Raw genomic sequence first — 25,923 nt, 5'->3', positions numbered from 1 at the left:
CTTGGACACTGAATTCACGGTTTCATTTGATGGTTGATCAGAGGATTATTCTGAAGTCGTTCTTTTGCCAAATCTACGAATGAACGAATTTTGGCACTAGCTCTCAACCCCTCAAGGTAAACAATATTTATCGGTATGGGTTCGGCTTCGTGTTCCTGGAGAATTCGTACTAACGAACCGCTTTGGAATTCCTCTCCCACTTGATATGACATTAGCCGCGTAATTCCGTAGCCACTCTTTACTGCAGAGATTGCAGAGTCATTCTGATTAAATTGGAGGCGCGGCGAGACTCGTACAGAAGTCTTGCCCTCTGATGACTCAAACCACCAGTTCGTCGATGATTCCACCGCAGAAGATTGGATAATCCGATGATCAGCAAGGTCAGCAGGATGGTTTGGCATGCCATGTTTGCTTAAATAATCCGGAGAGCCACACACTACCTTTTGGACATTCCCAACCCTGACAGCGAACTGGCTGGAGTCTTTCAGGTTGCCGATACGGATTGCCACATCCAGGCCCTCATCGAGAATATTACTCACTCGATCGTAGAAAACAGCCTTCACCTGGATTTCCGAGTGTCTGTCGAGGAACTCAACAAGGATGGGAACAATGTATTTTCTCCCAAACAGCACAGGCGCGGTCACAGACAAAACGCCCTTTGGCTCCCTGTAAACCCCCACTAGCGCCGACTCAACCTCCTCGATTTCCTCCAGAATTCTCTTTGCATCCTGATAGTAGCGGTTTCCAGACTCGGTCAAACGGACACGCCTGGTGGTGCGGTTGAATAAGCGAACGCCTAACGAAGCCTCCAACTGGGCAATTGCACGAGTAACAGTCGGTGCCGACATATCCAGCCTTTGGCCAGCCCCTACGAAGCTTTCGCGTTCGGCTGCTTCCACGAAGATGCGCATCAATACAATCTTGTCCATACGCCAGAAATCCTACCGAATTAATCCTTTCATGAAACGCAATAGTGAATTGCTTTATGCACCAATTATTTGTTGTTTTTGAAATTTTATTATCGATGCTCCTTAACGAAATCAACAGGAGAAAAGATATGTCACGTATTCCAACACCAGCCTCAATTTCGGAAGCTCCCGAAGCCGCCCGATCATTGCTCGAAGCTGTAAACAGCCTCTTGGATAGTGTTCCAAACCTATTCCGCATTATTTCGAATAGCCCCAAAACCCTTGAAGGATATCTCGGGCTGAACGGCGCCCTGAGCGCTGGTTCTTTGTCAGCCCAAACACGCGAACGCATTGCGTTGGCGGTCGCGGAGATAAACGACTGCGACTACTGCCTCGCGGCTCACGATTATCTGGGCAGAAACGTTGCAAAACTCAGCTCTGAGGAAATTGAAGCTGCCAGACGCGGAAGCTCAGACGAGGAGAAAGCGGTCGTTGCAGTCGAGTTCGCGGTAAAGATCACAAAGGAGCGAGGAAATGTTTCAAGTGACGACGTCCAAAAGGTTCGCTCAGCCGGATACAGCGACGCCGAGTTGGTCGAAATCATTGGCAATGTAGCCCTCAACGTTCTGACAAACTATATCAACCGGGTTTTAGCGACTGATATTGATTTTCCGTCGGTTAAGCCGCTGTCGGAGTAACAAAATAGAGATCACGGTGGTGAAGAGGCACCACCTTGATCTCCATTTCATAGGTACCAGGCTGTAAAAAACTCAAGGCAGTTTGAGATATCAGTCGTTTAAAAAGCCGGAATCCAAGCCAGCAGGATTTACTGCGCCCTTTAGATACGCGTGGCAGTTCTGAACAAAAATGAGCCTTTTCTTATCTACCACTTGAGATATCATTTGCTCGTCAACATCCAGCAACGCCACAATACTCAACGCGCTTTTATTTCGAAGATCAGAGGCTGTGGCCATCAATTCAACGGTGCTCTTTTTCTGAACGAATTTCAGATAAAACCACCGACGCAAAAGCCCCTTCATTCCCTCTGTCGGTAGGTAATTTCCTTGCGATAGCTGAGTCGAACCGTTCATGGCGCCCTCCCGAACCTAATCAACGATGGTCATTTCTTTGACGATCAGAGCAGCCATGTTGTTACAGAAAAGCTTCCCGAATGGCCTTGCTAGCCAAAATGACTATGAGTGATTAAGAACCTACTTCGCCGATAATCCACGATACAAAAGCACGAATCTTGTCCGTGCGAAATTTCGCTTCCGGTGCAACCAGGTAGTATTGGTATTCTGCCGGGACAACAATTTCGATCGGGCGGAGGTAGTTTTGGCATTATCTCCATTCTGTTTATGGTTAATTTTAAATTAAGCAAAGACCAGGTTTACCCGTTTGTTCCGGGCACCGTTCACTGAAAACATTAGGTGACTAAATCAACGGTAGGAATACTCATCATGAAAATTGAAGTCCCAATCATCAGTGCCTTTGTTGACGGCGATTTCGGGGGCAACCCGGCAGGTGTTGTGTTGAATGCCGACCAGTTCAGCTGCGAGCAAAAACAGAAGATCGCGGCGGCTGTCGGCTTGTCGGAAACGGCTTTTGTGTCTGCGTCGGAGTTGGCGGACATAAAACTGGAATTCTTTACGCCAACCCAGCAAATCGCTCACTGTGGCCACGCAACGATCGCAACCTTCAGTTTTCTGAAGCAAAAAGGGCTGTTAGCTAATGATCGGTCATCGAAGGAGACCATTGATGGCCTGAGGTCAGTCAATATGGAGGGCGAAGCCGCCTATATGGAGCAGAAAGCTCCCCGCTTCGAAGCGTTAGGCGAGAGTGATCTACGGGCCGCCCTGCTCTCCCTTGGGATAACCAGGGACGATCTGATCGACGGTGCCGAGCCAATGTTAGTCAATACCGGCAACAGCTTTGTGGTGATTGGCATTCGCGACGGCAAGACAATCAAGGGTCTTGAGCCAGATTTCGACCTCATCGAGAAGCTAAGTGAAGCTCTGGATCTTATAGGATATTACGTATTCTCCTTCGACGACGTTGGCGATGGGAGAGACGCAGGCGCCCGCATGTTCGCACCCCGATACGGCATTCAGGAAGAGTCTGCGACTGGAATGGCGGCCGGCCCGCTGGCTTGCTATCTGCGTGACCAACTGGGTATTCAAAAGCAGGAATTCACCATCGAACAAGGTCGCTGGATGGTCGCACCCTCACCTAGCGTCATAAACGTGCGGCTGACTATTGGAACCGATAACAGGATCGAGAACCTGTTCGCGGGTGGTCGGGGCGCAATCAGAGAAGTTATGGAAGTTGAATTTTGATGATCCGAAGGCGACCGCTATCTGCGCTAGAGCGCTCGTTTAAACCCATCACCTGACCTGATGTGTTGTATACCGCAAAGCAATTTTGTCTGAGGACGGGAAAACAAGAGAATAACCATCAAGCCAATACGGCGATGCTGTCTAACTTAACTCTCTTGAAAGGTGGAATATCACATGAACGCAATCAACAAGTTTTTTCTCGTTTTCTCTGTAATCGCTTTCTCTGCTTTCGCACAGGCGGAAGGTGTGAGCCAGGAAGATATCGATCGCGGAAACAATCCAGCGATCGAAACAGTCGATCTTGGTATCAGCAACTGAGCTGAGAACAACTAAAAGGGGCGGTCACCATGACCGCCCCTTTTTTTGTTTGCCCCTACCAATTTTTTCGCCAAACTCAAGGCATAGTAGTGAGCGACAGAATGCCGCTCTTCAGGTGAAAGAAACCAGTACCAGGAGACCGAAAAACACACTGATCACGGTCGTCACTCCGGACAAGCCTTCTGTGTCAGCGCTGCCAGTTACCCAACGCCTCAGAGCCTTCAGAAAGCGCTTGGGCGTGTAAATGTTTTTGCGATAATTGCTCTGGTAGTAATGCACAAGAAACAAAGGCATGGATTCACTATCGAAACGATGCCAGAGCTTCAGAACCCCAAGGATATCCTTGCGGCAGGCCCAGCCCTGAATGGATGATGGGAGCCAACTCAGGGGAATGGCAGAGCCAAAATCGATTATTGCAGGGTCGCCCCGCCCCGAAACCAGAATGTTTCCGGAATTGCCGAGGTCCATGTGGGCAACCCCATGCTGGTGCAGGGTCTTCACATCACTGAAAAGTTGTGAGAAAAAGTTGTGCGGTACCCCTTTGCCCGCCGCAATTTCCTTTACCGGCCTTCCCTCGATCAGACGATAATGGATGGTAGGCGAAGTGTCTGACGGCCGGCTGACTTGATCAGGCGTGAAATCCAGGTGCTCGACTTTTCTCAGCATCCTGAGTTCGTGGGACGCGAGAAACCGGAAGTAATTCCCGAGCAGGCCCCGGGAGAATCTGAAAGCCTTGTAAACGTGCCTGTTGCCGCTGTTGTCGGCGTTTACAGAGATGATTGGCTTGTACCATTTCTGGTCAGCGGCATCGGTGATTGCAGCAGGTTGCCAGCTGGACCCCATCGACGGGCAGTTCGTTTGGCCGTTCATTCCCCCTCCCAACTCCAAGATATGCAGATTATTGGTCAAGTTGGCCGGATCAATCCTGGTTTAACCGGGCCATTGCCGATGCCGCAACTCGCGACATCTGCAGAGGATTATTGGGAGTTTTCGGGGGGCTGAATAATTCCGTTGCGGTATCTTTGTCATCACGAAAAATGATGAATGAACTTTTACTCGTTTCAGGCGATGGCTTTTACCGCCGAATGGCCACAAGGCGAGTTGGTCATAATGTCGTGCCAGCGCTCGCGAAGGAGCCGTTCTACGTGGTTTCGCAACCAGACGATTCCGGGATCACGGTCGTGGCGTGTGTGCCAGATGAGATACAGACTGGTCGGGTCTACTTCGAAAGGCAACTGCCCCATCCATAGCCCGTCCACGAAGCCACAGTCCTGGCTTATCAACTCGGGAACCGCGGCGATCAGGTTCGAATCCCTCAGGACCTGGGGGACAATCGAAAAATGGTTGACCGTCGCAGCAATGCGTCTGCTCTGGCCCTTCTGATCAAGGTAGCTGTCCACGAATCCGTGTGCATCCCCCGACATCGTCACAAGCAGGTGCCGTGCCTGAAGGAATTCATCCATGGTGATCTGTCGGCCAGCCAACGGGTGGTCTGCGCGCATCGCCAGAACATACCCGCCTTCAAACAACCACGTACTCCGCAAACTGTGATCGTGTTGGGTAAGCATACCGACCGCCAGATCGACATGCGCCTCGCGCAAGTCGTCGTATGTGCCCTCTGGTGTGTATGGCACGGCATGAATATCAACGCCCGGCGCCTGGTCTTCAAGAAGTTCAATCAGCTGCCGCCAAATCATTTCAACAATTACATCCGTGACTGCGATGCGGAATTTTCGCTTCGATGTCGCCGGATCGAATTGCGTGGCACTGACTGCATTCGTCAGTGCGTACATGTGATCGCCCACCTGATCCCACAGGCTGAGCGCGTAGGATGTTGGCTCGATGTTGCGACCCTTTCTCACAAACAATGGGTCGTTCCAGATCTGGCGCATTCGGGAAATCGCATTGGATACTGCAGGCTGGGTCATGGCAAGCCGGTCTGCCGCTCGCGTCACAGAGCGTTCGGTCATGATGGCATCGAAAATGTACAACAGCTGAAGTTCTTGCGTTTTCATTCAAAGTTCCTGGAGATTGACCCGGGCAAGTCTGGCTTGGAAGGGCATGAACCGCAATTGCAGTATTTCTCAAAGCCTGACTTTCTTGCAGTTGATACGAAGAAGCCTCCCGATCGGGAGGCTTTGGGATAGGTTTACAAATTCCCTTTCACGAAGGTTCTCAATTCACTCAGGCTGCCGGCCCCGGTTTTCTGGGCAATCACGCCACCATCCTGAAACAGCGCCAGGGTTGGGATGCCCCTGATCCGCATTTTTGCAGTTACATCGGGACTGTCGTCGACGTTCACTTTGGCGATGGTCAACTCATCGCCAAACTCATCGGCGATTGCGTCCAGCATGGGGGAAACTGTCTTGCAGGGACCACACCACGGTGCCCAGAAATCGACCAGCACAGGGCGATCACTCTGTACAACAGCCTGCTCAAAATTTACATCGGTTACTTCAATCATGTTGCTCATGGGTTCAACTCCTTTATCAAATAGCATGGTTCAGACATTGAAGCCTGATGCGTGCAAAAACCAATTGCTGGACGGTATAAGCTCTATTTCCTGTAATGATGAGTGCCCACCCGGCCTTTACAGCCGTTTGCTGAATACCAGCCCGCCCCAGGCCAGCGTTCGGTTTCCCGTCCCGGATTTAATCTCGGAGCTCTGAACACGCAGCACATAACTCAGCTCGGTGCCCGCCAGAAAGCTGTGGGTATAACCAGCCCATACTTCAGCCAGCAAGATGTTCAGATCATTGGCATCCAGTTCATGGTCCGAATCACGAAACTGGCCCTGAAGAAAAGCGTTGTAAGCCCGGGCTTTCACCGACACGCCGCCCCAGAAATAATTCTCGCGTCCGCCAGGTGCGGAAACGCCAGGCGCTCGCTCACCGTAGGCCATCAGCTCGGGGTTAAATCGGTTGTCCGGAGAGGAAATCAGGCCATCCCGGAATACCAATGCTGCTCCAAACTCGGTCAGGTATCCGACCGATCCGAAATACGTCACTTTGAGCTGTTGATTCGGTTGGCTGGCATCCAGGTATCGGTGATATGCGGCCGAGTACCGGAAAGTGGGCTCTCCGCCATTCGAGATCTGATGGTCCCAACCGTTCGCCCGGTCACTACCTACCACCTTGTGAACCGCATTCTGGCCGGATTTGAATACATCAAGTCCCAGAACACCCACGGTCATGGATGTGGTCCAGCCCGAGTCGACCCCGAGAGCCTGGTAACTCTGGCTTGAAGACAGGTAAACCAGATTGCTGTAGGGCCGATCGCTACGATCAATCGCGGATTCCTTGATTTCCTCAGGGGTGAAGCCATAAACGCCCAGCTCAAGCGCGGCGCTTTGCGGGCTCCCGACCTCTTGGCCCAGATAAGGAAACACGAAACTGTCCAGCCCCTGGCTCACCCTGGACACCGGATTTCCAATGAAATCCTCGGAATTGGAGGAATAGGTAATCGCTACACCGGCTGTGTAATCCCGATCCGTTTGCGTTGGCGCGAACAGGTCGTTGTCCGTGGAGAGCGCAAGCACCGAATCAGCGGAATCTGCCAGTGCAGACGAAGCCAAAACAGCGCCTAAAAGAGAAACGGTCAAAAATCGAAAAATCATAGCCAACTCCGAGATTGTGTCGGTAGAAAAGTTGGCTGCTATTCTTCGAACTCCTGGCCTTCAGAACCAATCAAGCGTTGATATTTAAAACATCACCTCGGTTGATAGATAAGTAGTAATACCTGCGGTTTTTGGGCAGTCGTCATCAACCCCCATCACTGATAATGATGTTTGCCATACCGTTTCAGAATTATTCCTCCACATTGTTCAGTCCCACAATTCGCTCATCTGATATCCGACCGATTCCGGTATCGGAGTCAGCTGAATCAACTCAAACTGTGGAGAATTGAAAATGCGTAAATTTGTACTGGTTACCCTGGCTTCCCTTATTACTGTGGCTGCCCTGCCCGCCCATGCGACCCTCGCAGACCGTAAATCTGATGAGCCCCGCTCCGAACAGGCTCAGCCCGCTCCCTACAGCGGCCAAATTGTGATTCGTGGTGAGATTCAGGATCGCGATGCCAAAAACGATACTGCAAATCCGGCCCCGTATAGCGGTCAGATTGTTATCCGTGGCCAGGTACAGCCCGAAAGCCACGGTTGAGTTTCAGATGTTTCTTTTGCGTCTTGGCACCAGGGACGGTGCTTTTTTCAGTCTCGGGTTATGGTCGGAACGGTAAATGTGTAAATTCGACGATTTCTCGAACGACTTCAGGGTTTTGTAAAAGCCGGCTATGACCATATCCCGTTGTACGGGTTAAACGGCTCCTCGGAAACGCCTCGCTCAGTGCAACGGATTCAGTAACCGGAACTTCCAAATCCGAATCATCATGGATGAGCAAAACGGGTACCTCGATTCCAGGCGCAAGCGTAGTCAGATCCAATCGATCAACGCTCAATCCTACCGTTTCTTCCATGTCGCGAACGAAAAGACGCTCACTGCGCTCGCCAAGATTTACAAACCGGGCGAATCGGCTCAGGACGCCCTCAATCGTTGCCGGGCCTGAAACCAGTACCAGGCGATCAAAGCAACCCCTGGTGGATTGAGCATACACAAGCGCAGCCGCACCCAGTGAATGTCCGATCGCAACATCAAAAGAACTCCCCACGTATTCGTGGGCGTCCAGAACGGCCTCAATAAACCGCCCCGGATGAGATTTGGTGGCCTCTGAATCGCCATGTCCCGCCGGATGAACCGCAAAAATGGTGTATTCACCAGGGTCGAACTCACTAATCAGATCCTTGAATTGGCCGATCCAACCCGACCACCCATGCAGGACCAGAATTTTCTTCGGGCCATTCCCATAAATCGACATCAAGCCGTCATTACCGAGAGGCACGACCCGCTCGAACAGCTCGCGAGATGACGCGCGCCGTTCGGCCTTGATTCGGGGAATGGTCATAAGCTCGACCGCTTTTGATGCCGCGCTGGATGGCAGCAATCGGCTGTAAACACCGAACGCAGCCTGAAACATATTCAGAGAAAGGTTCATTTCCGCTTTCCTCAACCTGTTGAAAGGAATCATCTGATACCATTAAGTGTATATACAGCTTAATAGGTGATGCAAGCTTTAGTTGTTCGATTCTTGTACACCCCACCACAAGCGTTCTGCTCGAACAGATGGACAACTATTCCAACCGTCCTGCCACCTCCACTCTGGCCAAAGAACAGAGAATTGCAGGCACATTCATTACGAAGGAGACAGACCATGTCCGCCAGCTCGCAAACCACATCGTTCTCTCTGTACCACTATCGCTCATGCCCTTTCTGCGCATACACCCGCTCTGCGATGAAGCACATCGACATCGAAGTGGAAGAACGTGATATCGCCAGAAACCCAACCTATCGGGCCGAGCTGATCAAAGGTGGAGGCCGAGCCCAGGTTCCCTGCCTGAGAATCGAATCGAAAGGGGAAGTTCGTTGGCTGTATGAATCTCAAGACATCGTCCGCTTCCTGCAGCGCCAAGCCGCCAAGGCGAGCTGATCGCGACCAGACCTTTTATTGATCCACGCAAAACTCAGGAGAGCAAAAATGCTCAAACGAAAAGTTGATGTTGCCATCATTGGCACGGGCACAGCCGGTATGGGTGCCTATCGCGAAGCTCGCAAACATACCGACAGCATCGCGCTGATTGAGGGGAGCCACTATGGCACCACTTGTGCACGTGTTGGCTGCATGCCTAGTAAGCTTTTGATTGCCGCTGCAGAAGCCGCCCACGGCGCAAAGCATGCCGGGGTTTTCGGACTTAATGTCCCGACGGTTGAGACTGACGGTGCGGCGGTCTTGGATCGGGTAAAAAGAGAGCGTGACCGTTTCGTCGGATTTGTTGTCGAAGATGTCGACGAGTTTGATGATAGCCACAAGGTCCGTGGATATGCCCGATTCGTGGACTCCCATCGTTTGCAGATTGATAACGGTCTTGAAATCACTGCCGACCGGATTGTTATTGCCACAGGTTCCAGACCGTTTATTCCTGAAGTATTGGAGGGCGCGGGTAACCGCCTGCTCGTTAACGACGATGTATTCGAACTGGAGCACCTTCCGACATCCGTACTTGTTGTCGGGGCCGGTGTTATCGGTCTGGAATTGGGGCAGGCTCTGAGCCGACTCAACGTCAACATTACGATGCTGTCGCGTAACGAATCGATCGGTGGAATTGCAGACTCCGAAATCCGGAAAATTGCGGCGGATACTTTCCAGTCCGAATTTGATCTGGTCCTTCACGCGGAAGTTCTCGCAGCAAAAGAAACCCTGAACGGTGTGCAGGTAACCTATCGCACATCCGGAGGCATCGTTCACACAGTAGTGGTTGATTATGTACTGGCGGCAACCGGTCGCACTCCGAACACTGACAAGCTTGGCCTCGAGAGTACCGGCATTGCCCTGGACGCCCGCGGCGTTCCCACCTACGACCGGCACACAATGCAAACCAGTGCACCGCACATCTTTATTGCAGGTGACGCCAACAATGAGCTGCCCCTATTGCATGAGGCCTCAGATGAGGGGCGTATCGCGGGAAGCAACGCGGGCACCTTTCCCACTGTTGAAGCCGGCCATCGACGTGCCGGGCTGGGGGTCGTCTTTTCAGACCCGCAAATTGCCAGCGTGGGCAAACGAGCGCATGAACTGATGCCACACACCTTCATCACCGGGAAGGTCAGCTTTCACAATCAAGGAAGAAGCCGGGTGATGGCCAAAAACCAGGGCATGCTGAAAATCTACGCAGACAAGCACAGCGGCATTCTACTGGGCGCAGAAATGTTTGGGCCGGCGGCGGAGCATATAGGTCACCTCCTGGCCTGGGTCGTGCAGCAGTCTCTTACGGTAAACGAGATACTCGGGATGCCTTTCTATCACCCGGTTATTGAAGAAGGTGTTCGCACCGCCTTCCGGGATGCTTCGGAGAAGCTGAAAGAGACAGAACGTAAGGAGGCGCCCCATGCAGTTGCTTGAATTGTTCAGGCGCTACCACACCCAGGCGGCTAAGGTTGCCCTTGAAGTCGGTACGATTCTATTGCTGATCAACCAGCATGATGCGCTGTTCGGATACCAGGAAATTCAATGGCTGCCGGCACTTTTGACCTACTGCGTTCCCTTCTGCGTTTTCACGCTCGGTAAGCTTTCCAGCGAGCGGGATTGCCAGAAATCCTCCGGACTCAATGTGCCTGTTTCAAGGTACCGTTAACCATCCTGATTTCGCCGCGCTGTATCTCAGTGCGGCGAAATCATTCTTGAGGCAATCGCTTTTGCCTTTAGTGCCGCATCCAGATCGCCTTCGACGTGGGCCTTCACAATAGCGCCCTCTTTCAATAAAAACAGTGCATTGGCCAGCTCTTCTGCTTCAGTTTCTGAAGTGGAGATTTCCAGAGCGTGCCGTTTCAGGAGCTCGAAAACCCTGGTCTTGTGGGCCGCACATCGTTTGTGTACCGGGTGCTCGGGATCGCTGTACTCACCGCAGGTATTGATAAAAAAGCACCCATAGAAATGATGCAGTGTTGGTACGCGATTATTAAACCAATCGTGAACCGCATCGAACATTTCCATGAGTGCCTCTCTTCCCGCTGGCCGACTGTTCATTCGCGTCTCTAGCCATTCGAAAAACAGATTGTCCCGGTGCTCAACTGCTGCCTCTACCAGGCTGTCCTTGCTCTCAAAATGGTTGTAGAGCGTCTGCTTTGCGACGCCTGCTTCCTGAAGCACCTGGTTGATGCCGATGGCATGAATACCATGCTCATAGAACAGCCGCAGTGCCGTGTCGACCAAATCCTGCCTTCGTCCCATCGTCAAAACTCCAAATTGTTCGTTGAATATATCTTGACCAAATTAGACAGATCTGTCTAGAATTAAAAGTAGACCGACTTGTCTACTTCAAGAAATGCCACTCAGCGCAGTGAAACAGGGTGTTTTTTGACTGGTGTTTTTGTCGGTTTGACTTGCGAACCACCAGTGAACGAGACACGGAGAAGAGCACGATGGACATTCAAATCAAAACCACCCGAAAGGCGCCCGTGTTTGGGCTTGAAGCTGATTTGATAGATGGCTTGCAGACCGGGCACCCACAAGCCTTTGCGGAAGCTTACCGGAGATATCATCCAGTGATGCTGAGGGTTGCGGCGAAGTACACTTCTGCAGCCGTTGCCGAAGATATCGCCCAGGAAGCCTGGATGGCGGCGATTGGAGCCATTGGTTCTTTCGAGGGCCGTTCCTCGCTCAAGACCTGGCTATGCCGGATTGTCACCAATAAAGCCTTCAACACGTATCGGGAAAACCGTAAGGAATTTCCGGCCACGCCAAGCCTTGCCCTGTTATCAGACAACTCACCGGACAACCAATTTAATGGCGCCGCCGGGCATCTTAGCGAACCGGAGCTGGCTACCCAGACTGCAAAGGTTCAGGAACGCATTCGCGTTGAAATGAAGAATATGAACCGGGATCACGCCAACGCGATTCTGCTCAAGGGCATGAGCCCACTCACCGGCTCGCAGGTTTCTGATGTGCTCGAGATTTCCCACGGAAACCTGCGAGTCATCCTGCACCGTGCACGGAATGAACTGGCCGCCCTGCTCTAATCCAGGGGGCCTGTTCACTGTGTTTTGCTAAAACTGGAGAACCCTTATGAGTACCCAACGTCCACCACTACCTCCGTTTACCCGGGAAAGTGCCATTGAAAAGGTCCGCCTTGCCGAAGATGGCTGGAACAGCCGGGACCCGGCGAAGGTTGCCCTCGCCTACACAGCGGACACCCGCTGGCGCAACCGGGCGGAGTTCGCCAATGGCCGCAAACAGGTCGAAGAGTTCCTCACCCGCAAATGGAATCGCGAACTGGATTACCGCCTTATCAAGGAACTCTGGGCCTACACCGACAACCGGATTGCCGTGCGCTATGCGTACGAGTGGCACGACGACAGTGGAAACTGGTTTCGCTCCTACGGAAATGAAAACTGGGAATTCGATGCCGACGGCCTTATGCAGCGACGCTTCGCATGCATCAACGATAGCCCCATTAAGGAATCAGACCGGCTTTTCCGCTGGCCGCTCGGTCGCCGTCCCGATGATCACCCCGGCCTTAGTGACCTGGGTCTCTGATCTTGCCAAAGTTGCGTTCTCTCTGAGAATTCTGAGCCATATCCCATTCGGGCGGCCCGGTGATAATACTTTAATGCCCACCGGCGCCGCCTTAACTTCGCCATGTTCTCATCTCTTTCTCCCCGAATTGGCTTTTCAAACGACCTGACGGTTTTCCAGCACGATCTGCAGACTTCCGTATCGAGAATGGCAATACCCTTACCCAACCAGCTAATCGATCCACGTCTGTAAAGGGGTAAAACCATGGATAAAACAATCTCGGGGCTGTCTGCTTTAATCAGCGCGGCCTTTCTTTTCTCGGCAACAGCCCACGCTTCAGATGGTCACCCTAAGATTATCAAGCAAGTGACCGACCGGGGTTTGAAAGTGGTCTCTTCCTTCAAGGCCTGCCGCCGGAGAGTGAGCTTAATCGCATCATGAATCCCTAGGACGCCAAGGGGACGGCTCGACGAGATTCGCGACCGTCCCCTTGTTCATCCCGAAAGACCGATCCCATCAGTGTTTTGGGGGGCCAAGAAAGGTGGTGGTGGCAGTTGTCACTGCCCCTTCGTGATTCAACGTGCTGACCTCAAAAACAACGTCGTTAGCCCCGGAATCAAGGGAGGAGGACGGAACAGCGACAGAAAATGGCACCTCAACCCTCTCACCTGCTCCAACCACTACACCTCCGGGACCTGTGGTTGAGAATTCTTCAACACCGCCAACCTCGATCACCAAGTATCTCGGGCTACTGTCTTTATTCGTAAGCTTGAGCAGATAGCTGTTTTCAATGTTGCCCCCGCCGGTATAGCGATACATACCGCGGTCCCTTTCCACATCGAGGGTTACCAGTGGTCTGGACGCCACGCCCCAGGAAAATAACGCAATCATCAAAGCGAGGAACGCGAAATACCCCACCAGTCGTGGTCGCAACAGGTTTGTTTTTCCGCCTTGTAGTTCGCGCTCGCTGGCGTAACGCACCAGGCCGCGGTCATACCCCATCTTGTCCATAATCGAGTCGCACGCGTCGATGCACGCCGCGCATCCGATACACTCCATCTGCAAACCGTCCCGAATATCGATACCGGTCGGGCATACCTGAACGCACATCTGGCAGTCAATGCAGTCACCAAGCCCGCCTTCGGAAAGCGCTGCATCCTTTTTCCGCGACCCTCTCGGTTCACCTCGGGCGACGTCGTAGGAGATCACCAGGGAGTTCGCATCCACCATGGACGACTGAAACCGACCGTATGGGCACATGTGAAAACAGACTTTCTCGCGGAGCCAGCCGGCATTCAGATAGGTAGCCGCTGAAAAAAACAGGACCCAGAACAGTGCCCAACCAGATGCTTCCATGGCAAAAAGATCACCGACAAGATCCCGGATCGGCGTGAAATAGCCTACAAACGTTATTGCCGTTAGCAGACTGATAACCAGCCAGAGCCCATGTTTGGAACCCCGGCGAGCGATCTTGTGCAGACTCAGAGGCGCGGCATCAAGCTTGATTCTTCTTGAGCGGTCCCCCTCTGTCAGTCGCTCTGCCCACAAGAAGACCCAGGTCCAGACGCTCTGGGGACAGGCATAGCCACACCATACCCGCCCGGCCAATACAGTCAGGAAAAATAGGCCGAAGGCGCAAATCAGGAGGATTCCAGAAAGCAACACGAGGTCTTCTGGCCAGAACGTGGCTGAAAATATGTGGAATTTCTTTTCGGAAAGATCCCAGAGTACGGCCTGCCGGCCACCCCAGTTCAGCCAGGCTACGCCGAAATACAGGGCGAAGAGTACAAACCCGCCGGTTATCCTCAAACGGCGGTAAAGCCCGGAAAAGCTTCGCGGCTGAATTTTCTGTTCAGGCCCACGAGTTGTTGATGACGATTCAATTTGCTTAACAGAGATCAGGCGACTCATTCGCTGCGCACCTTGCCAGACTCGATCAGAAACGGATGGCAGGAGGATAATCGCTCGATTTAAATAGGGGCAGGACCACTTTTTTAATAAACAATAGGGACAGATAAGGAATCTTCAGGACACCAGTTCGGATAACCGGTGCAAAGCGGCAATCCGGGCGCCATTCCAGGGATGGGCAAAACTGATTCTAAGGCAGTTTGAAAACCTTCCTGATACCGAAAAGAGGCTGCCAGGGGTGATGACAATGCCCTCTTTCAGCGTTTCGGCGTAAAGACTCAAGGTGTCGACCTCCGGAGGCAGCTCTACCCAAAGGGCCAGGCCTCCATTCGGAGCCGTTGCACGCAAAGGCACCGGCCAGTCTCCCAGAAGAGTCAGCAAATGATCTCGCTGCTGGCGCAAACTTAGACGATAGCGCCGGAGGAAGGATGAGTAGCCACCCTCTGCAATGAAATCCGCCACTCCTTGTTGTAAAAACCGACTACTCGCCAACTGGGACGTCAGTTTGAGTTGCATAATTTGCTGGTGCCATCTTCCTCCTGAAACCCACCCCAAACGGAGATCTCTCGAAAGCACCTTGGAAAAAGAGCTGCAATGGATGACCCGGTCAGATTCATCAATCGCTTTCAGAGTGTCAGGTACGTTTAACCAACCCGATTCGCCATAAATGTCATCCTCGATAATGGCAAGCTGATGTTGATCGGCCAGCGCGAGCAGACGCACGCGGGTTTCATGGGGCATCACAGCGCCCGTCGGTGTAGCAAAGGCCGGTGAAACCACGCAAGCTTTTACGTCCCAGGTCTGAAGAGTCTCTTCAAGCGCCTGTATATCCATACCACTGTTCGGCGATGCAGATATCTCGACTACCTTGAGCTGAAGTTGTTCAAGTAACTGAAGAACTCCATAAAATCCCGGAGCTTCCACTGCAACCACATCACCGCGCTGGCAAACGGCCATCAAGGCCAGGAACAGGGACTGTTGGCAGCCAGATGTGATGCAGAATTGATCGGCATCAGCCGTCCACCCTCTTCGGGCTGATCGCAGGGCAAGCTGGGATCTCAACTCCGGGTCACCAGCCGGCTCGTCATAGTATTGAAAGCTTGCCGATTGACGCCTCAGTGCCCGCCCGATCGACCGGTTAAGTTGAACAATACCTGGCGGCGCTAATTCGCGGCGGTGATCAGGGAGCAAATCAAAGGCAGCGCTTCGGGTCATGATGTCCTGAAACACCTGGCTTACCGAAACAGGTTTGGGGGCGGCGAGTGTCGAGGCTTGTCTGGGGGGCTCGAACTCTCGATGACCAGGCGCAACGAAAAAGCCGCTGCGCTCCCAAGCCTCGATCAATCCCTGAGCTTCAAGTCGCTGCAGTGCATGCTGAACCGTAATCTTGGAAACGCCGTGCTGGTGACAAAGTGTCCTTATTGAAGGGAGTCGTTCGCCAGCTTGCCAGCGGCCACTTTCAATACTCTGTCGCAGAGTATTCTCAAGTTTCTGGTATCTCGGCAATTCGACCGTCATTGTCTAATTCTTCTCCAAGGCACGTTCAAACGATTCATCTCAGTTGCGAACAGAGTACAAAACACTCGCTATTCCCGCATAAAAAAGCCGGGCTTGAGCCCGGCAAACTGAGTTTACTCTGAACACCGCCAACAACTCACGCTAACTGCGATACCTTCTCTTTCAAACCATCTATCCAGTTAGTCAGGTCCTTCAGGGACTTGGAGCCTGCCTCCTGGCCCATGAACTGGTCTCGTCTCAGCAGAACCAGGGTCGGAATGGCTCTAACGCCGAACTTGGCAGCAAGATCATGCTTCTGGTCCACGTCCACTTTTACCACTGCAGTTTCAGGGTTCAATTGACTGAACTGCTCCAGAACCGGGTTCATAACCTTGCACGGCGCACACCAGGGAGCCCAAAAATCCAGCAGGAGCCACTCGTGTCTGTTGGCAAGATCTCCCAGTTCGTCAAATGTATTCAGGTTTACGATCGGCACAGCGGATATCCTCCGGACAATAACTTCAATTAAGAAAAAGGGCGTACCCGGAGAACACTATCGATGCGAGGGTGAATGCCGAATACGCCAAGGGGTGAACAATTCTGGTTCAGGCTCTTCTCAACCTGTCGCCAATCAGCTTATCCAGCGAGAACAGACCGGGCCCACACATGGCCAGTGCCATCAGGATCAGGCCCCATACCACGTGGGTCAGCTCGGCTGCCGGCGCTATCATTTCCAGACTGATTACCGCAACTATGTTGATCACAAACAGCCCCAGGGAAGACACCAGAGAAAGCAGGCCAAGGGCGAGCAGGACGGGAAACACCAGTTCCCCGAACGTGGCCAGGAAGGCAGCCAACTCCGGGCTTAACAGCGGCACGTTGTATTCCTCTTCAAACAAAAACAGCGTCGTTCCCCAGTCATCAATCTTGGTGAGGCCGGCTTTGAAGAACACCCATGCCACGTAGAGACGCCCAAGAAGCAGTGCAACAGGTAGCAGGCCTCGGACGATTCGCTGAACCGAATCATTTAATCCGTAAAAACTGTAAGCTAAGGTTTTCATATCAATCTCCTCTCAATGAATGGTTCTGGCGCCAACGATGACCCTTTTTGAGATCATGTCTTGCAGCCAACCGGTAAAATTCGCTTCATTCAGAACACCTTCACCGAAAGCCTCGGCAATACTTGGCTGTTTTCTGAGACGATCGAGCAGCGCAATATCCTTTTCAGAAATGGCCTCTGCCATCCCTCGCCAACCCGCTCGATAAACCAGGGCGTTCTGGCCTCGGCCTTTGGCGATCATTCTTTTTGCTTGAGCAAAACTGAGCGTGTCTTGAGGGGTATGGCTTTTGTGTGCTTCCCATATGCTGACGATTGGATAAACGGACCTGAAAAACTGAAGCCCGCTATTGAGAATGAGCTGACAAGAAGAGAGATCCTCGCCAATCGCAGAAAAGCTCTCGAAGTCCACTTCTTGATACTGGCAACGCTCGACCCGCCCCACGTAATTGTCGAGTCGCGCCACATCGGAGAGGTAGGGAACCCGATCTGAAATCCGGTGCGAGATCATCCAGCTCGGAAATCCCCAGCCGAAATCACTCCAGTCGCCGCTCTGCTTCCGGATCATTCTGAAATAATCCAGCGCCAGTTCCTCAAAGACCGCCGGTCCTACCAGTGCCTTCACCGTCGGATAACTGAGCTCAAGGGCTCGAACCGCCTTGGCCTCCACCCCGAATCGATACACCTCCGAATTGGGCAGCGCCGGTTCGTTGGTACCGCCAAACAGGAACGCCAGAAACTGACTCTGGTAATCAGACAGATTCATGGCTGTGCTCCCTGCTCAATACCCGGCGTTGTGCTTTTCTGGCTTTGGTGGCTTCCCCAAGAAGTTTGCGCCACGACGGGAGGTTGTTGTCCCATTCGATCAACGTGGGCCTTGGGCCGATCTCTCGAACCACTCGCTCATAGGCGTGCCACCCAACCTCGGATACCGGGCAGGCATGGTCATCGATCAGTAGCTCTGCCCTATCCACGGGCGTAGAGCCTGCAAGATGAATTTCCGCAATGGCGGAGTGATCGAGAGACGCAACGTAACGGTCAACAAAATCCGCCGGTTCGCAGACTTGCGCATTCCGGGCGTTCACCATCACGTTATTGATATCAAGGATTAAGGCGCAGCCCGTGCGGGCAACGATTTCATTCAGAAAAGCGGCCTCGTCGAAGTCACTGTGGTCAAACTCGATGTACGCACAGACGTTCTCAACAGCGATCTGGCGGCCCAGTGCCTGTTGCATTCGGTCAATGTTGTTAACCGCATGCCGGAGACTGTCTTCGGTGTAGGGAATGGGCAGAAGATCACCACCATGAAAGAGTCGTCCACCAATCCTTGCCCAGGTAAAACACAGGTGGTCTGACACCAATATCGGGTTCACCCGGTCCACAAGACGTTTGAGTTGCTTGAGGTAATCGTCAGGAATAGCCTCAACGGACCCGAGGCCTGCCGAGGTGCCATGAAGGCTGATTGGCGTGCTTGCCGAAACCTCCTTCAACAGATCGACGGCGATTCCTGCCTCCGCGAAGAAATTCTCCGAGTGCACCTCAAGAAAATCTACCGAAGGGGCGTGCTCGAGAACGTCCTGATAGTGGTCCGGTCGTAAACCTACCCCAACAGTGCTGCTCCCGAGTTCCGGCCTGGCTGGGACTATGTCCTGACGGTTACTCATGCCACTTAACCTTTGCTTTTCTCAGCAATGATTTTCAGGGCCGTTTCCTTGTCAAAGCCACCCAGGTCTTCACAGGTGCCCTTCTCGACAATCTTGTACTCACCCGGGTCGTTGGCGACTTTCGACTGCCCTGCACAGGAGTGCGTTCCCGCAAGGTTGGCACAATCGTTACCGCCAACCGCTGAGATGCCGTAACACTTTTCCTTGCCCCCAGCATGTGCCAGGGGTGCAGACATGGCGCCGGCCAATGCGGCGGCCAATGCCGCGCTCAAAAGAAGCTTCTGGTTCATATCGATCTCCTTCAAAGTTTGGTTCAGGGCCCCTGAGGTAGAACCTCAAGGACCCCCGGACTTGCTCATATCACTGACAGAGAATTACAGCTCGGCTGCTTCCACAGTTTTGATCTCGGGCCAGATGTCGTTGGCATTGGCGATGAAGCCAGGTACATCAGTGAGCCAACGCTTCTGCACGTCTTTGTTCAGGTTCAGGTAGAGCTTGTTATCGACAATGCGCCAGGCTTCAGGATCAACGTCGAATTTCTTCTCCATGGTTACGCCGAACGCGCAGTAACCACCGTACTGGGGCGCATAAGCACTGGGGTCGGCACGAAACTGATCACGATTCTCTGCGCTGGAGAAGTGGTAGATCGCGTTCTTGTAGGTAGCGGTGTATTCCGCAGAACCCTTGGTGGCTTCTGAATCGGAAAAGTAGGCCACCGGATCGTAGCCGCTGATGGCAACATCATTGGCATTGGCGTTCATGTCGATATCGGCAGCAAAAGCACCAAAAGCGGCGCTCATAGAGGCAATAGCAACGAAGGCACGAAGTTTCTTGAAACGAGTCATTGGGTATCTCCTTTGAATGAATGATGACTACGTTTGAAACATTAAGGCCTGGAGGGGTACTGAATAAGTACGATCGTTCAAACTTCTATGCCAATTATCTGGAGTGCTTATGGACAGGCTTTCTTACATTCTCGACCAGCTTAATGTGAACGCCGGTGTGTTCTTTCGGGGCCAGCTCTGCGGGCTGGCCTCCTTTGAAGAAGAGGAAACCGGCTACATTCATGTACTCCGTTCCGGAGTGCTCGACATCATGGAAGGGAACCGGGAGAAAATTACGCTGACGGAACCCACCATGATCTTTTCAGTGCGGTCCCAGCCCCATCAGCTTTTCGGTGCCAATCGGGAAGGCGCGGAGATGATCTGTGCCTCAATCAAGTTCCAGACAGGGTCGCGGAATCCCGTCCTGGAGGCGCTGCCCGCATCCGTGGTTTTGCCCCTTTCTTCCGTTCATGGTCTTGGCTCCTTTGTGGATGTGTTGTTCCTGGAAGCCGAGGCCGCACAGGAAGGAAGAGACGCCGTCATGAATCGACTCGTGGAGGTGATATTCGTAAATGTGCTTCGACACATTGTCTCGGAAGGGGAAACACCCAAGGGGATGCTTTCTGCGCTCGCTGACCGGCAGCTAAGCAAAGTTCTGAATCGCATTGACAGCAATCTGAACGGGGATCTGTCCGTGGATATGCTTGCTGATGTGGCGACTATGTCCCGCTCAACCTTCATACAGCACTTCAAGAATGTGCTCGGCCTGGCACCTGGCGAATACGTTCAGAACGCGCGGATATCTGCAGCCAAAAAACTCATCCTGAAGGACAAACCCATGTCGATTATCTGCTTTGAGGTGGGCTATGAGGACGCCTCTGGATTCTCGAGGGCCTTCAAAAAGAATACCGGCATGACGCCGAGGGAATGGAAAAAGCTGAACACGACAGCCGCTGAAGCGGAAAACACCTTAGTTGAGGAAAACGCCAGCGTGGCCTGATAGTTAGATAGTTATGCAGCAAAAAAGGGGCAAGGATTTCGAAACCTTGCCCCTTTCGTTTGATGTGGCGTTTTACTTCAGTACAACCTGCCCGCGGATTACCTTTTGGCCGCTGTATGGGCTGCTGACGGTCTCGCTGAAATCGTCGATGTCTGACTTGCGGTCCGCCAGAGATGCGCTGGCGGAAGCGGAAATCAGGGCAATGGAAACAAGAAGCAGTGCTTTGGCAGTTACGTTTTTCATGATTGGTTTCTCCAGTGGTTGATGTCTACGAGAGAAATAGTAACCACCGGTGCACCCCGACAAATGGACAGGCGTTCTAGTTACTGGGCCGATTGTCCATACCTGGATCAATCACCGTCAGTGGGCCGCAATCAAGCTCTCTTGCGGCCATCGCTTTTGCCCAACACTCCTTGGCAACCTGTTCGATCACGCTCCGGATCCAGATAATTCCTGGATCCCGGTCGTGGCGGGTATGCCATGCGAGATACAGGCTGGTCGGCTCAACTTCAATTGGCAGACTGGTAATCGAAATACCAGCGCAGAACTCGCAGTCACCAGTGATGACTTCCGGAATTGTTGCAACCAGGTCGGAGTTTCTGAGCAGATTCGGAACGGCAGAAAAGTGGTTTACCGTTACCGCGACGCGTCTCTCCAACCCCCGTCTGTGGAGCGTGTCGTCGACCACACCATGAGCCTCTCCCGACATGGTTGCCAGCAGATGTTGAGCATTGAGAAAGGAATCGAGGTCAACCGGCTGAGCACTCAGATCATGGCCGCTTCTCATGGCCAACACATAACCGGTGTCGAACAGCCACAGGCTTCTCAGGCTGTGATCATGCTGCTCGAAAAACCCGATCACGAAATCGACACTCGCTTCGCGCAAATGGTTCGCTGCGGTGGCGGGCGAGAAAGGCACCGCATGCAGATCAATCCCCGGGGCAGTTTTCTGCAACTCGGAGATCAGCGGTTGCCAGACCATCTCGAGTATCAAATCGGTGACGGCCACCCTGAACGTCCTGCGGGATTCACTGGGCGTGAAGCGAGTGGAATTCACCGCATTGGAAAGTTCGTACAAGGGGTTCCGGATCTGGTCCCATAGGCTTTGGGCATACGAGGTCGGCTCTACCTGCCGTCCCCGCTTCACAAACAAAGGATCTTTCCAGGCCGTCCGCATTCGGGAAACAACATTTGAGACCGCTGGCTGGGTCATGCCCAGGCGGTCCGCCGCTCGTGTGATCGAACCTTCCGTCATGATGGCGCTGAACACGTGTAACAGGTTGAGTTCCTGGTTTTTCATGGTGCCTCCCTGGTGTTTGATGAGGACGTTGGATTGGAATCCTTACTGCACAGACGTCCTGGAGGCCTATCTGTTACTGAAACGGCGCAAGATTCCCGTCAACTCCATGAGTTTGATTGGCTGGACAATACAGGGGATTGAATCTAGCATCATGCATATACACTTAAGCAAACGAGAGCCCTTCATGTCTGAGCACTCAATCGATCAGGAAACAACGCCTCTTGAGGTTGCCAGAACCTGCGCCGCGCTCTACTCCCGAGTTTTTTCCAGGCTGGTAACCCGTCATTACAACCATCACCTTGCCGACACCGGCCTCAGGATTACCCAGTTCTCAATTCTGAATGCCATCAAACTGTCGCCACCAAACTCCATCAACGAGCTGGCGGAGCTTCTCGGCATGGAGCGGACATCACTTCAGCGAACGGTTGAAAAACTGATTGCCAAAGGCTTGCTGCAGTCCCAGCCAACAGGCCATAAGCGCTCACTGGGCCTGGCTCTGACGGCGGAAGGCGAAGATATATACCAGCAGGCATTGGCGCGATGGGAAGAAGCTCACGGTGAGTTTACCGATATGGTAGGGGCAGATGACTGGTCAGAAACCGTAGGCAAACTCCGGCGCTACAGCAGTAAACTTCAGTCTACCCTTTGATGTCGGTTCAGCCCCCGTCGCCCATAGACGCAAGCATGGCTTCGACCTCAGTCTCAGTGTAGCGCGGGGTAATATGTTGCGGGCAATTCCAGTCGAAGGCTTCGACGCGAATGATCATGCCCTTCTCTACCTGGGCTTTGTAACTCTGGTCCTGCAGGCGCTCGAGAATTGAAGACTGTTCGTGACCAACCAATGCCATCCGGCCAAGGAGTTTCAGCCTTCTGCGGTTAGGATAATCCATCAGGAACAGCGACACGCGATCATTGTTCAACACGTTACCCGTCGTCACGTACTGTCGGTTGCCTGAGTAATCAGCAAACCCGATGGTCGACTGGTCTATTACCTTCAAAAATCCGGCTGGCCCACCCCGATGCTGGATGTAAGGCCAGCCTGTCTCACTGACGCTGGCAATGTAGAAGCTGTCACGAGCTTCAATGAAGCTGCGCTCCCGATCCCTGAGCAGATGGTTTCGGTCGGGGCCGGTCTCAATGGATGAGTAACCCGACCGGCTGCCCATTTCCTCCTGAACCCGCTTAACGGTCCGGGTAAAAGCGATTTCCGCAAACTTGTGCGCCATGATGGGCTCCTGAGATTCTCTTAGCTTTCTGTTCCTGTTAGCTATCAGTAACCCGGCCGGCTCAAGTGTTACATCGCGTCGCCATTATTTTTAGACAGCCTCAATCCCTATTTGTAGCATCCTGGCGCCCTGCTCTAACGAGCGTGAAAACTGAACTCATGAATACCCAGCCGAATCCAATCACGCCAACATTGATGCCTAATAGAGTCTTTTCCGTACCATCCGGATGCACCATTGATCCGCCGTATGAACCCTGTAAGGCGTAGGCTGCAAGGAAACCGCCGGTGACCACCAGCGCAATAACACTTGCTTTGCCCCTTCCATCGACAGACATCCAGGTAAGCCACAGGGCAATCGCACCGAGAGAAGAGTTGGTAATCAGTTGCCACACTTCGTGCAATCTCGCATGGGCTACCCAATCCGGGTTGAACACGTGGGTGTCGTTGATTTCCAAATACGGGACAGCAATTGCGTAAAGTGCGATTGATATTGTTAACAGTATCTTATCAAGCATTGTTCATGCTACCTGTGAGTTAAAAGTGGGAAAGCGTCAGGTTTGACAACTGCTGTATGCGCCTGCCAAACCTGCCTCAATTCATGGGCCAGGCGCGCTTAGCGCTCTTCCCAAATACCTGTTCTGGCCACTTCTTCTGCGAACACAGCAAAGTCTTTCGGCGGGCGACCAAGTGCCTGATGAACGCCATCGGTCAAATGAGCGTTGCGGCCGTCAAGAACCGTTGCGAATAGATAATCCAGCATCCAGACCACATCCTCGGGCGCCCCGGAGTTCTCCATCTCTGTGATAAAGCTCTTGTGAGGCACGTCGATGAATGAAATCTCGCGACCGGTCGCGCGGGAAAGATCGTTGGCCACGTCTGCGAATGTCATGAGTCTTGGCCCCGTCACTTCATAGATGCGCCCGCTGTGGCTGTCCTGAGTCAGGGCCGCAACAGCCACGTCTGCGATGTCATCGACATCAACGAAAGGCTCGACCTGATCGCCTGCTGGCAGAGTGATGGCACCATTCAACACCATGTCGATGAATGCGCCTTCAGAAAAGTTCTGGTTAAACCAGCTAGCGCGGACGATGGTCCATTCGAGGCCAGATTCCTGGACAATGTCTTCGCAGGCTTGAGCCTCGGCTTCGCCACGGCCGGATAACAGGACGAGCCGCTTCACGCCGCGTCGTTTCGCCAGGCTCACAAACGCCTGGATAGCGTCGGTTGCGCCGGGCATGGCCAGGTCTGGTGAGTAGGTGATATAGGCTGAAGTGACGCCAGTGAGGCAAGGGTCCCAGCTTTTTTCGTTGCCCCAATCAAAAGACGGGATGGCCGAGCGGGATCCAACTCGAACCTCATAACCGCTGTCTTTCAGCTGATCAACGACGCGTTTGCCGGTTTTTCCGGTACCGCCTACGACAAGAATTGTTTGATGTGCCTGATTGGATGGTTTCATTGACTTGCTCCTTTTTTCTTAAGTGCAAGTCAATTTTCGAGGAACAGTATTGTTTGTTATTGCCCCAGGGTGCCAGAGTTTGTGCAGCTGGCGACAACTTCGAACTCAGCTTCAGCGAGTTCGAAGTCGATAGGATCGTGGAGTCTGTCCCGCCCAGCGCTTGAAAGCCCGAGTGAACCCACTCTGTTCTGCAAATCCCGTCAGGAAGGCCACCTCGGCAAGACTGTAATCTGTCTCCCGCAGAAGTCTCTGTGCGAGATCCTTCTGCGCCATGTCGACGACGTTTTGAAAGGAATAACCCTGCTCTGACAGTCTTCTTTGCAGTGTCCGTGCGCCCAGATTCAGTTCGGACGCAATCCGGGAAAGCTTCGGTACCCCTTCGCTAAGCACGTTGGCGACTGCACGCCGGACCTGTTGTTGCAGGTCGATCTCGCCCTTAAGGGAGTTCAGTTGCTGTTCAAGATGTCGGTCAAAAAACTTGGCGATGGATTCATCGCCCAGCCTGTTGGGGATTTCGATGCTCTCTTTACTTACAAGCACCGCATCTCGTCCCGTCTCGAAATGGACCGGGCAACCGAAATGGTTCTCGTACACTCTGGTATCGCCTCTCGGCGCATGCTTGAAATAAATGGCAAAAGGAATGAAATTCGAGGAGCTGACTTCTTTGCTAATGGTATATACCGCCGACATGCTGGCCTCATTGGAGAGCAGCATGCCCGGACAACCATCCCCTGCTTTTTCAAGGTTGAATAGGAACCCCTCTGTCGTTTCCTCAAGCGAATACGTTTCTGCACTGCCAAGAACATGCCCGTACCGCTCTGCCCTTGTAAATGAACCGCGCAAGGTCGGCGCGGATTTCCAGGCCAGGCCAAAGGCGCCGTACTCGTCGCTTCGCATTGAGGCACCGATTTTCAGCGGCAATGAGAGGCCATTGGGATCTCGATCAACCAAAGCAGCAAAGAAATCATAATACTCTGTTGAAGACACCATCTGAGTGGGATCAATGGGGCCGTCCACGGGAAGGCCAAGTTTACGTATCAAGTCCCGCGTTTCGACGCCCGGGCTTGCCTGACTGACCACCTTGTAGACATACAGTGAAGTTATTTGAGCCATGGCAACATAGATAATCCATGTTCTATTGGTTGTGCAACCTCTTCAGCCTGGTCAGAAAGCGGCGCCTCTGGCGCAGCATATGGAGGTAGATCTGTACGGCAAAGACGAACTAGGGGTATTTGCATACGAGCAGTAATGGTTTCTGCATACGCCAGGGTCGGACTTTTCTTCGTATACTAACTATAAGCTTGGAT

General features: G+C 52.8%; 34 protein-coding genes. 12 read left to right on the top strand and 22 right to left on the bottom strand.

Annotated elements, in window-relative coordinates:
• Positions 1-14: 14 nt before the first annotated feature.
• On the bottom strand, positions 15-929 hold the full coding sequence (locus ACO06L_RS03165; protein WP_227716159.1) for a LysR family transcriptional regulator: 915 nt from the start codon (positions 927-929) through the stop codon (positions 15-17).
• A gap of 56 nt (positions 930-985) precedes the next feature.
• On the opposite strand from ACO06L_RS03165, the gene ACO06L_RS03160 reads away from it, so the two are divergent.
• Entirely contained in the window at positions 986-1,606 is a 621-nt protein-coding gene (locus ACO06L_RS03160) for a carboxymuconolactone decarboxylase family protein (protein ID WP_227716680.1), read from the top strand.
• A gap of 90 nt (positions 1,607-1,696) precedes the next feature.
• Here ACO06L_RS03160 and ACO06L_RS03155 read toward each other — a convergent pair whose 3' ends face one another.
• Entirely contained in the window at positions 1,697-1,999 is a 303-nt protein-coding gene (locus ACO06L_RS03155; protein WP_227716158.1) for a hypothetical protein, read from the bottom strand.
• 339 nt (positions 2,000-2,338) lie between these two features.
• Here ACO06L_RS03155 and ACO06L_RS03150 point away from each other — a divergent pair, with 339 nt between their 5' ends.
• Positions 2,339-3,244: a PhzF family phenazine biosynthesis protein gene (locus ACO06L_RS03150; RefSeq protein WP_421845287.1), complete on the top strand. Its 906-nt coding sequence runs from the start codon at positions 2,339-2,341 to the stop codon at positions 3,242-3,244.
• Positions 3,245-3,418: 174 nt separating this feature from the next.
• The gene (locus tag ACO06L_RS03145; RefSeq protein WP_162841242.1) at positions 3,419-3,562 is read left to right on the top strand and encodes a hypothetical protein; all 144 of its coding nucleotides are present in this window, start codon (positions 3,419-3,421) and stop codon (positions 3,560-3,562) included.
• A gap of 111 nt (positions 3,563-3,673) precedes the next feature.
• On the opposite strand, the gene ACO06L_RS03140 is transcribed toward ACO06L_RS03145, so the two are convergent.
• From ACO06L_RS03140 to ACO06L_RS03125, 4 genes are all read right to left on the bottom strand, one after another.
• Complete coding sequence (locus ACO06L_RS03140) at positions 3,674-4,432, bottom strand: hypothetical protein (RefSeq protein ID WP_202348616.1); 759 nt, start codon at positions 4,430-4,432, stop codon at positions 3,674-3,676.
• Positions 4,433-4,623: 191 nt separating this feature from the next.
• Complete coding sequence (locus tag ACO06L_RS03135; RefSeq protein ID WP_064227940.1) at positions 4,624-5,577, bottom strand: LysR family transcriptional regulator; 954 nt, start codon at positions 5,575-5,577, stop codon at positions 4,624-4,626.
• Positions 5,578-5,711: 134 nt separating this feature from the next.
• A complete protein-coding gene (gene trxA / locus ACO06L_RS03130) occupies positions 5,712-6,035 on the bottom strand; it encodes a thioredoxin (protein WP_202348617.1) in 324 nt (107 codons plus the stop codon).
• A 117-nt stretch (positions 6,036-6,152) separates the two neighbouring features.
• Complete coding sequence (locus ACO06L_RS03125) at positions 6,153-7,178, bottom strand: lipid A deacylase LpxR family protein (protein ID WP_202348618.1); 1,026 nt, start codon at positions 7,176-7,178, stop codon at positions 6,153-6,155.
• A 292-nt stretch (positions 7,179-7,470) separates the two neighbouring features.
• On the opposite strand from ACO06L_RS03125, the gene ACO06L_RS03120 reads away from it, so the two are divergent.
• A complete protein-coding gene (locus tag ACO06L_RS03120; protein WP_202348619.1) occupies positions 7,471-7,722 on the top strand; it encodes a hypothetical protein in 252 nt (83 codons plus the stop codon).
• Between the two features lie 58 nt (positions 7,723-7,780).
• Here the strand turns inward: ACO06L_RS03120 and ACO06L_RS03115 are convergent, their stop codons facing one another.
• Entirely contained in the window at positions 7,781-8,611 is an 831-nt protein-coding gene (locus ACO06L_RS03115; protein WP_202348620.1) for an alpha/beta fold hydrolase, read from the bottom strand.
• A 216-nt stretch (positions 8,612-8,827) separates the two neighbouring features.
• Between ACO06L_RS03115 and ACO06L_RS03110 the strand changes: the two genes are divergently transcribed.
• Genes ACO06L_RS03110 through nrtS form a run of 3 tightly spaced genes read left to right on the top strand, consistent with a single transcriptional unit; the run spans position 8,828 to position 10,805 of the window.
• Complete coding sequence (locus ACO06L_RS03110; protein WP_202348621.1) at positions 8,828-9,103, top strand: glutaredoxin family protein; 276 nt, start codon at positions 8,828-8,830, stop codon at positions 9,101-9,103.
• 48 nt (positions 9,104-9,151) lie between these two features.
• The gene (locus ACO06L_RS03105; RefSeq protein ID WP_202348622.1) at positions 9,152-10,573 is read left to right on the top strand and encodes a dihydrolipoyl dehydrogenase; all 1,422 of its coding nucleotides are present in this window, start codon (positions 9,152-9,154) and stop codon (positions 10,571-10,573) included.
• Positions 10,560-10,805, top strand: coding sequence for a nitrate/nitrite transporter NrtS (gene nrtS, locus ACO06L_RS03100; RefSeq protein ID WP_202348623.1), 246 nt, complete (start codon positions 10,560-10,562; stop codon positions 10,803-10,805). The genes ACO06L_RS03105 and nrtS overlap by 14 nt, the downstream gene beginning before the upstream one ends.
• Positions 10,806-10,831: 26 nt before the next feature.
• Here nrtS and ACO06L_RS03095 read toward each other — a convergent pair whose 3' ends face one another.
• Positions 10,832-11,401, bottom strand: coding sequence for a TetR/AcrR family transcriptional regulator (locus tag ACO06L_RS03095; protein ID WP_202348624.1), 570 nt, complete (start codon positions 11,399-11,401; stop codon positions 10,832-10,834).
• Between the two features lie 191 nt (positions 11,402-11,592).
• Between ACO06L_RS03095 and ACO06L_RS03090 the strand changes: the two genes are divergently transcribed.
• From ACO06L_RS03090 to ACO06L_RS03080, 3 genes are all read left to right on the top strand, one after another.
• Complete coding sequence (locus tag ACO06L_RS03090; protein ID WP_064227947.1) at positions 11,593-12,189, top strand: RNA polymerase sigma factor; 597 nt, start codon at positions 11,593-11,595, stop codon at positions 12,187-12,189.
• A 46-nt stretch (positions 12,190-12,235) separates the two neighbouring features.
• The gene (locus ACO06L_RS03085; RefSeq protein ID WP_202348625.1) at positions 12,236-12,706 is read left to right on the top strand and encodes a DUF1348 family protein; all 471 of its coding nucleotides are present in this window, start codon (positions 12,236-12,238) and stop codon (positions 12,704-12,706) included.
• Positions 12,707-12,949: 243 nt separating this feature from the next.
• Positions 12,950-13,126 carry a hypothetical protein gene (locus ACO06L_RS03080; protein ID WP_201257850.1) on the top strand — a complete coding sequence of 59 codons (177 nt, stop codon included), beginning with the start codon at positions 12,950-12,952 and terminating at the stop codon, positions 13,124-13,126.
• A 75-nt stretch (positions 13,127-13,201) separates the two neighbouring features.
• Here the strand turns inward: ACO06L_RS03080 and ccoG are convergent, their stop codons facing one another.
• The 8 genes from ccoG to ACO06L_RS03040 all read right to left on the bottom strand — a co-directional run bounded on the left by ccoG (position 13,202) and on the right by ACO06L_RS03040 (position 19,656).
• Positions 13,202-14,596: a cytochrome c oxidase accessory protein CcoG gene (gene ccoG, locus ACO06L_RS03075; RefSeq protein WP_202346578.1), complete on the bottom strand. Its 1,395-nt coding sequence runs from the start codon at positions 14,594-14,596 to the stop codon at positions 13,202-13,204.
• Positions 14,597-14,710: 114 nt separating this feature from the next.
• Positions 14,711-16,111 (bottom strand): PLP-dependent aminotransferase family protein, encoded by a 1,401-nt coding sequence (locus ACO06L_RS03070; protein WP_202346579.1) that lies wholly within the window; start codon positions 16,109-16,111, stop codon positions 14,711-14,713.
• Positions 16,112-16,247: 136 nt separating this feature from the next.
• Positions 16,248-16,586, bottom strand: a complete 339-nt coding sequence (locus ACO06L_RS03065) for a thioredoxin family protein (RefSeq protein ID WP_148606962.1) — start codon at positions 16,584-16,586, stop codon at positions 16,248-16,250.
• A 109-nt stretch (positions 16,587-16,695) separates the two neighbouring features.
• Positions 16,696-17,151, bottom strand: coding sequence for a DoxX family protein (locus ACO06L_RS03060; RefSeq protein WP_202346580.1), 456 nt, complete (start codon positions 17,149-17,151; stop codon positions 16,696-16,698).
• Positions 17,152-17,163: 12 nt separating this feature from the next.
• The gene (locus ACO06L_RS03055) at positions 17,164-17,913 is read right to left on the bottom strand and encodes a DNA-binding domain-containing protein (RefSeq protein WP_202346581.1); all 750 of its coding nucleotides are present in this window, start codon (positions 17,911-17,913) and stop codon (positions 17,164-17,166) included.
• Positions 17,900-18,811, bottom strand: a complete 912-nt coding sequence (locus ACO06L_RS03050) for a DUF692 domain-containing protein (RefSeq protein WP_202346582.1) — start codon at positions 18,809-18,811, stop codon at positions 17,900-17,902. Before ACO06L_RS03050 ends, ACO06L_RS03055 begins: the two co-directional genes overlap by 14 nt.
• Before the next feature lie 5 nt (positions 18,812-18,816).
• Positions 18,817-19,101: a DUF2282 domain-containing protein gene (locus ACO06L_RS03045; RefSeq protein WP_064227955.1), complete on the bottom strand. Its 285-nt coding sequence runs from the start codon at positions 19,099-19,101 to the stop codon at positions 18,817-18,819.
• 84 nt (positions 19,102-19,185) lie between these two features.
• On the bottom strand, positions 19,186-19,656 hold the full coding sequence (locus ACO06L_RS03040; protein WP_202346583.1) for a YHS domain-containing (seleno)protein: 471 nt from the start codon (positions 19,654-19,656) through the stop codon (positions 19,186-19,188).
• A gap of 109 nt (positions 19,657-19,765) precedes the next feature.
• On the opposite strand from ACO06L_RS03040, the gene ACO06L_RS03035 reads away from it, so the two are divergent.
• Complete coding sequence (locus ACO06L_RS03035; RefSeq protein ID WP_202346584.1) at positions 19,766-20,635, top strand: AraC family transcriptional regulator; 870 nt, start codon at positions 19,766-19,768, stop codon at positions 20,633-20,635.
• A gap of 72 nt (positions 20,636-20,707) precedes the next feature.
• On the opposite strand, the gene ACO06L_RS03030 is transcribed toward ACO06L_RS03035, so the two are convergent.
• Both ACO06L_RS03030 and ACO06L_RS03025 read right to left on the bottom strand, forming a co-directional pair.
• The gene (locus ACO06L_RS03030; RefSeq protein ID WP_202346585.1) at positions 20,708-20,878 is read right to left on the bottom strand and encodes a hypothetical protein; all 171 of its coding nucleotides are present in this window, start codon (positions 20,876-20,878) and stop codon (positions 20,708-20,710) included.
• A gap of 76 nt (positions 20,879-20,954) precedes the next feature.
• Entirely contained in the window at positions 20,955-21,935 is a 981-nt protein-coding gene (locus ACO06L_RS03025) for a LysR family transcriptional regulator (RefSeq protein ID WP_202346586.1), read from the bottom strand.
• A 184-nt stretch (positions 21,936-22,119) separates the two neighbouring features.
• Here ACO06L_RS03025 and ACO06L_RS03020 point away from each other — a divergent pair, with 184 nt between their 5' ends.
• A complete protein-coding gene (locus tag ACO06L_RS03020; protein ID WP_202346587.1) occupies positions 22,120-22,584 on the top strand; it encodes a MarR family winged helix-turn-helix transcriptional regulator in 465 nt (154 codons plus the stop codon).
• 7 nt (positions 22,585-22,591) lie between these two features.
• Here ACO06L_RS03020 and ACO06L_RS03015 read toward each other — a convergent pair whose 3' ends face one another.
• From ACO06L_RS03015 to ACO06L_RS03000, 4 genes are all read right to left on the bottom strand, one after another.
• The gene (locus tag ACO06L_RS03015; protein ID WP_202346588.1) at positions 22,592-23,161 is read right to left on the bottom strand and encodes a pyridoxamine 5'-phosphate oxidase family protein; all 570 of its coding nucleotides are present in this window, start codon (positions 23,159-23,161) and stop codon (positions 22,592-22,594) included.
• 100 nt (positions 23,162-23,261) lie between these two features.
• On the bottom strand, positions 23,262-23,675 hold the full coding sequence (locus ACO06L_RS03010; protein WP_202346589.1) for a hypothetical protein: 414 nt from the start codon (positions 23,673-23,675) through the stop codon (positions 23,262-23,264).
• A gap of 98 nt (positions 23,676-23,773) precedes the next feature.
• Positions 23,774-24,616 (bottom strand): NAD(P)H-binding protein, encoded by an 843-nt coding sequence (locus tag ACO06L_RS03005; RefSeq protein ID WP_202346590.1) that lies wholly within the window; start codon positions 24,614-24,616, stop codon positions 23,774-23,776.
• Between the two features lie 111 nt (positions 24,617-24,727).
• Positions 24,728-25,729 (bottom strand): AraC family transcriptional regulator, encoded by a 1,002-nt coding sequence (locus ACO06L_RS03000; protein ID WP_064227963.1) that lies wholly within the window; start codon positions 25,727-25,729, stop codon positions 24,728-24,730.
• Positions 25,730-25,923 lie beyond the last annotated feature (194 nt).

It is taken from the genome of Marinobacter sp. (genome assembly GCF_965229985.1).
Classification (GTDB): domain Bacteria; phylum Pseudomonadota; class Gammaproteobacteria; order Pseudomonadales; family Oleiphilaceae; genus Marinobacter.
Note: the sequence above shows the minus strand (reverse complement) of the source record. Positions and strands in the feature narration are given on the sequence as shown.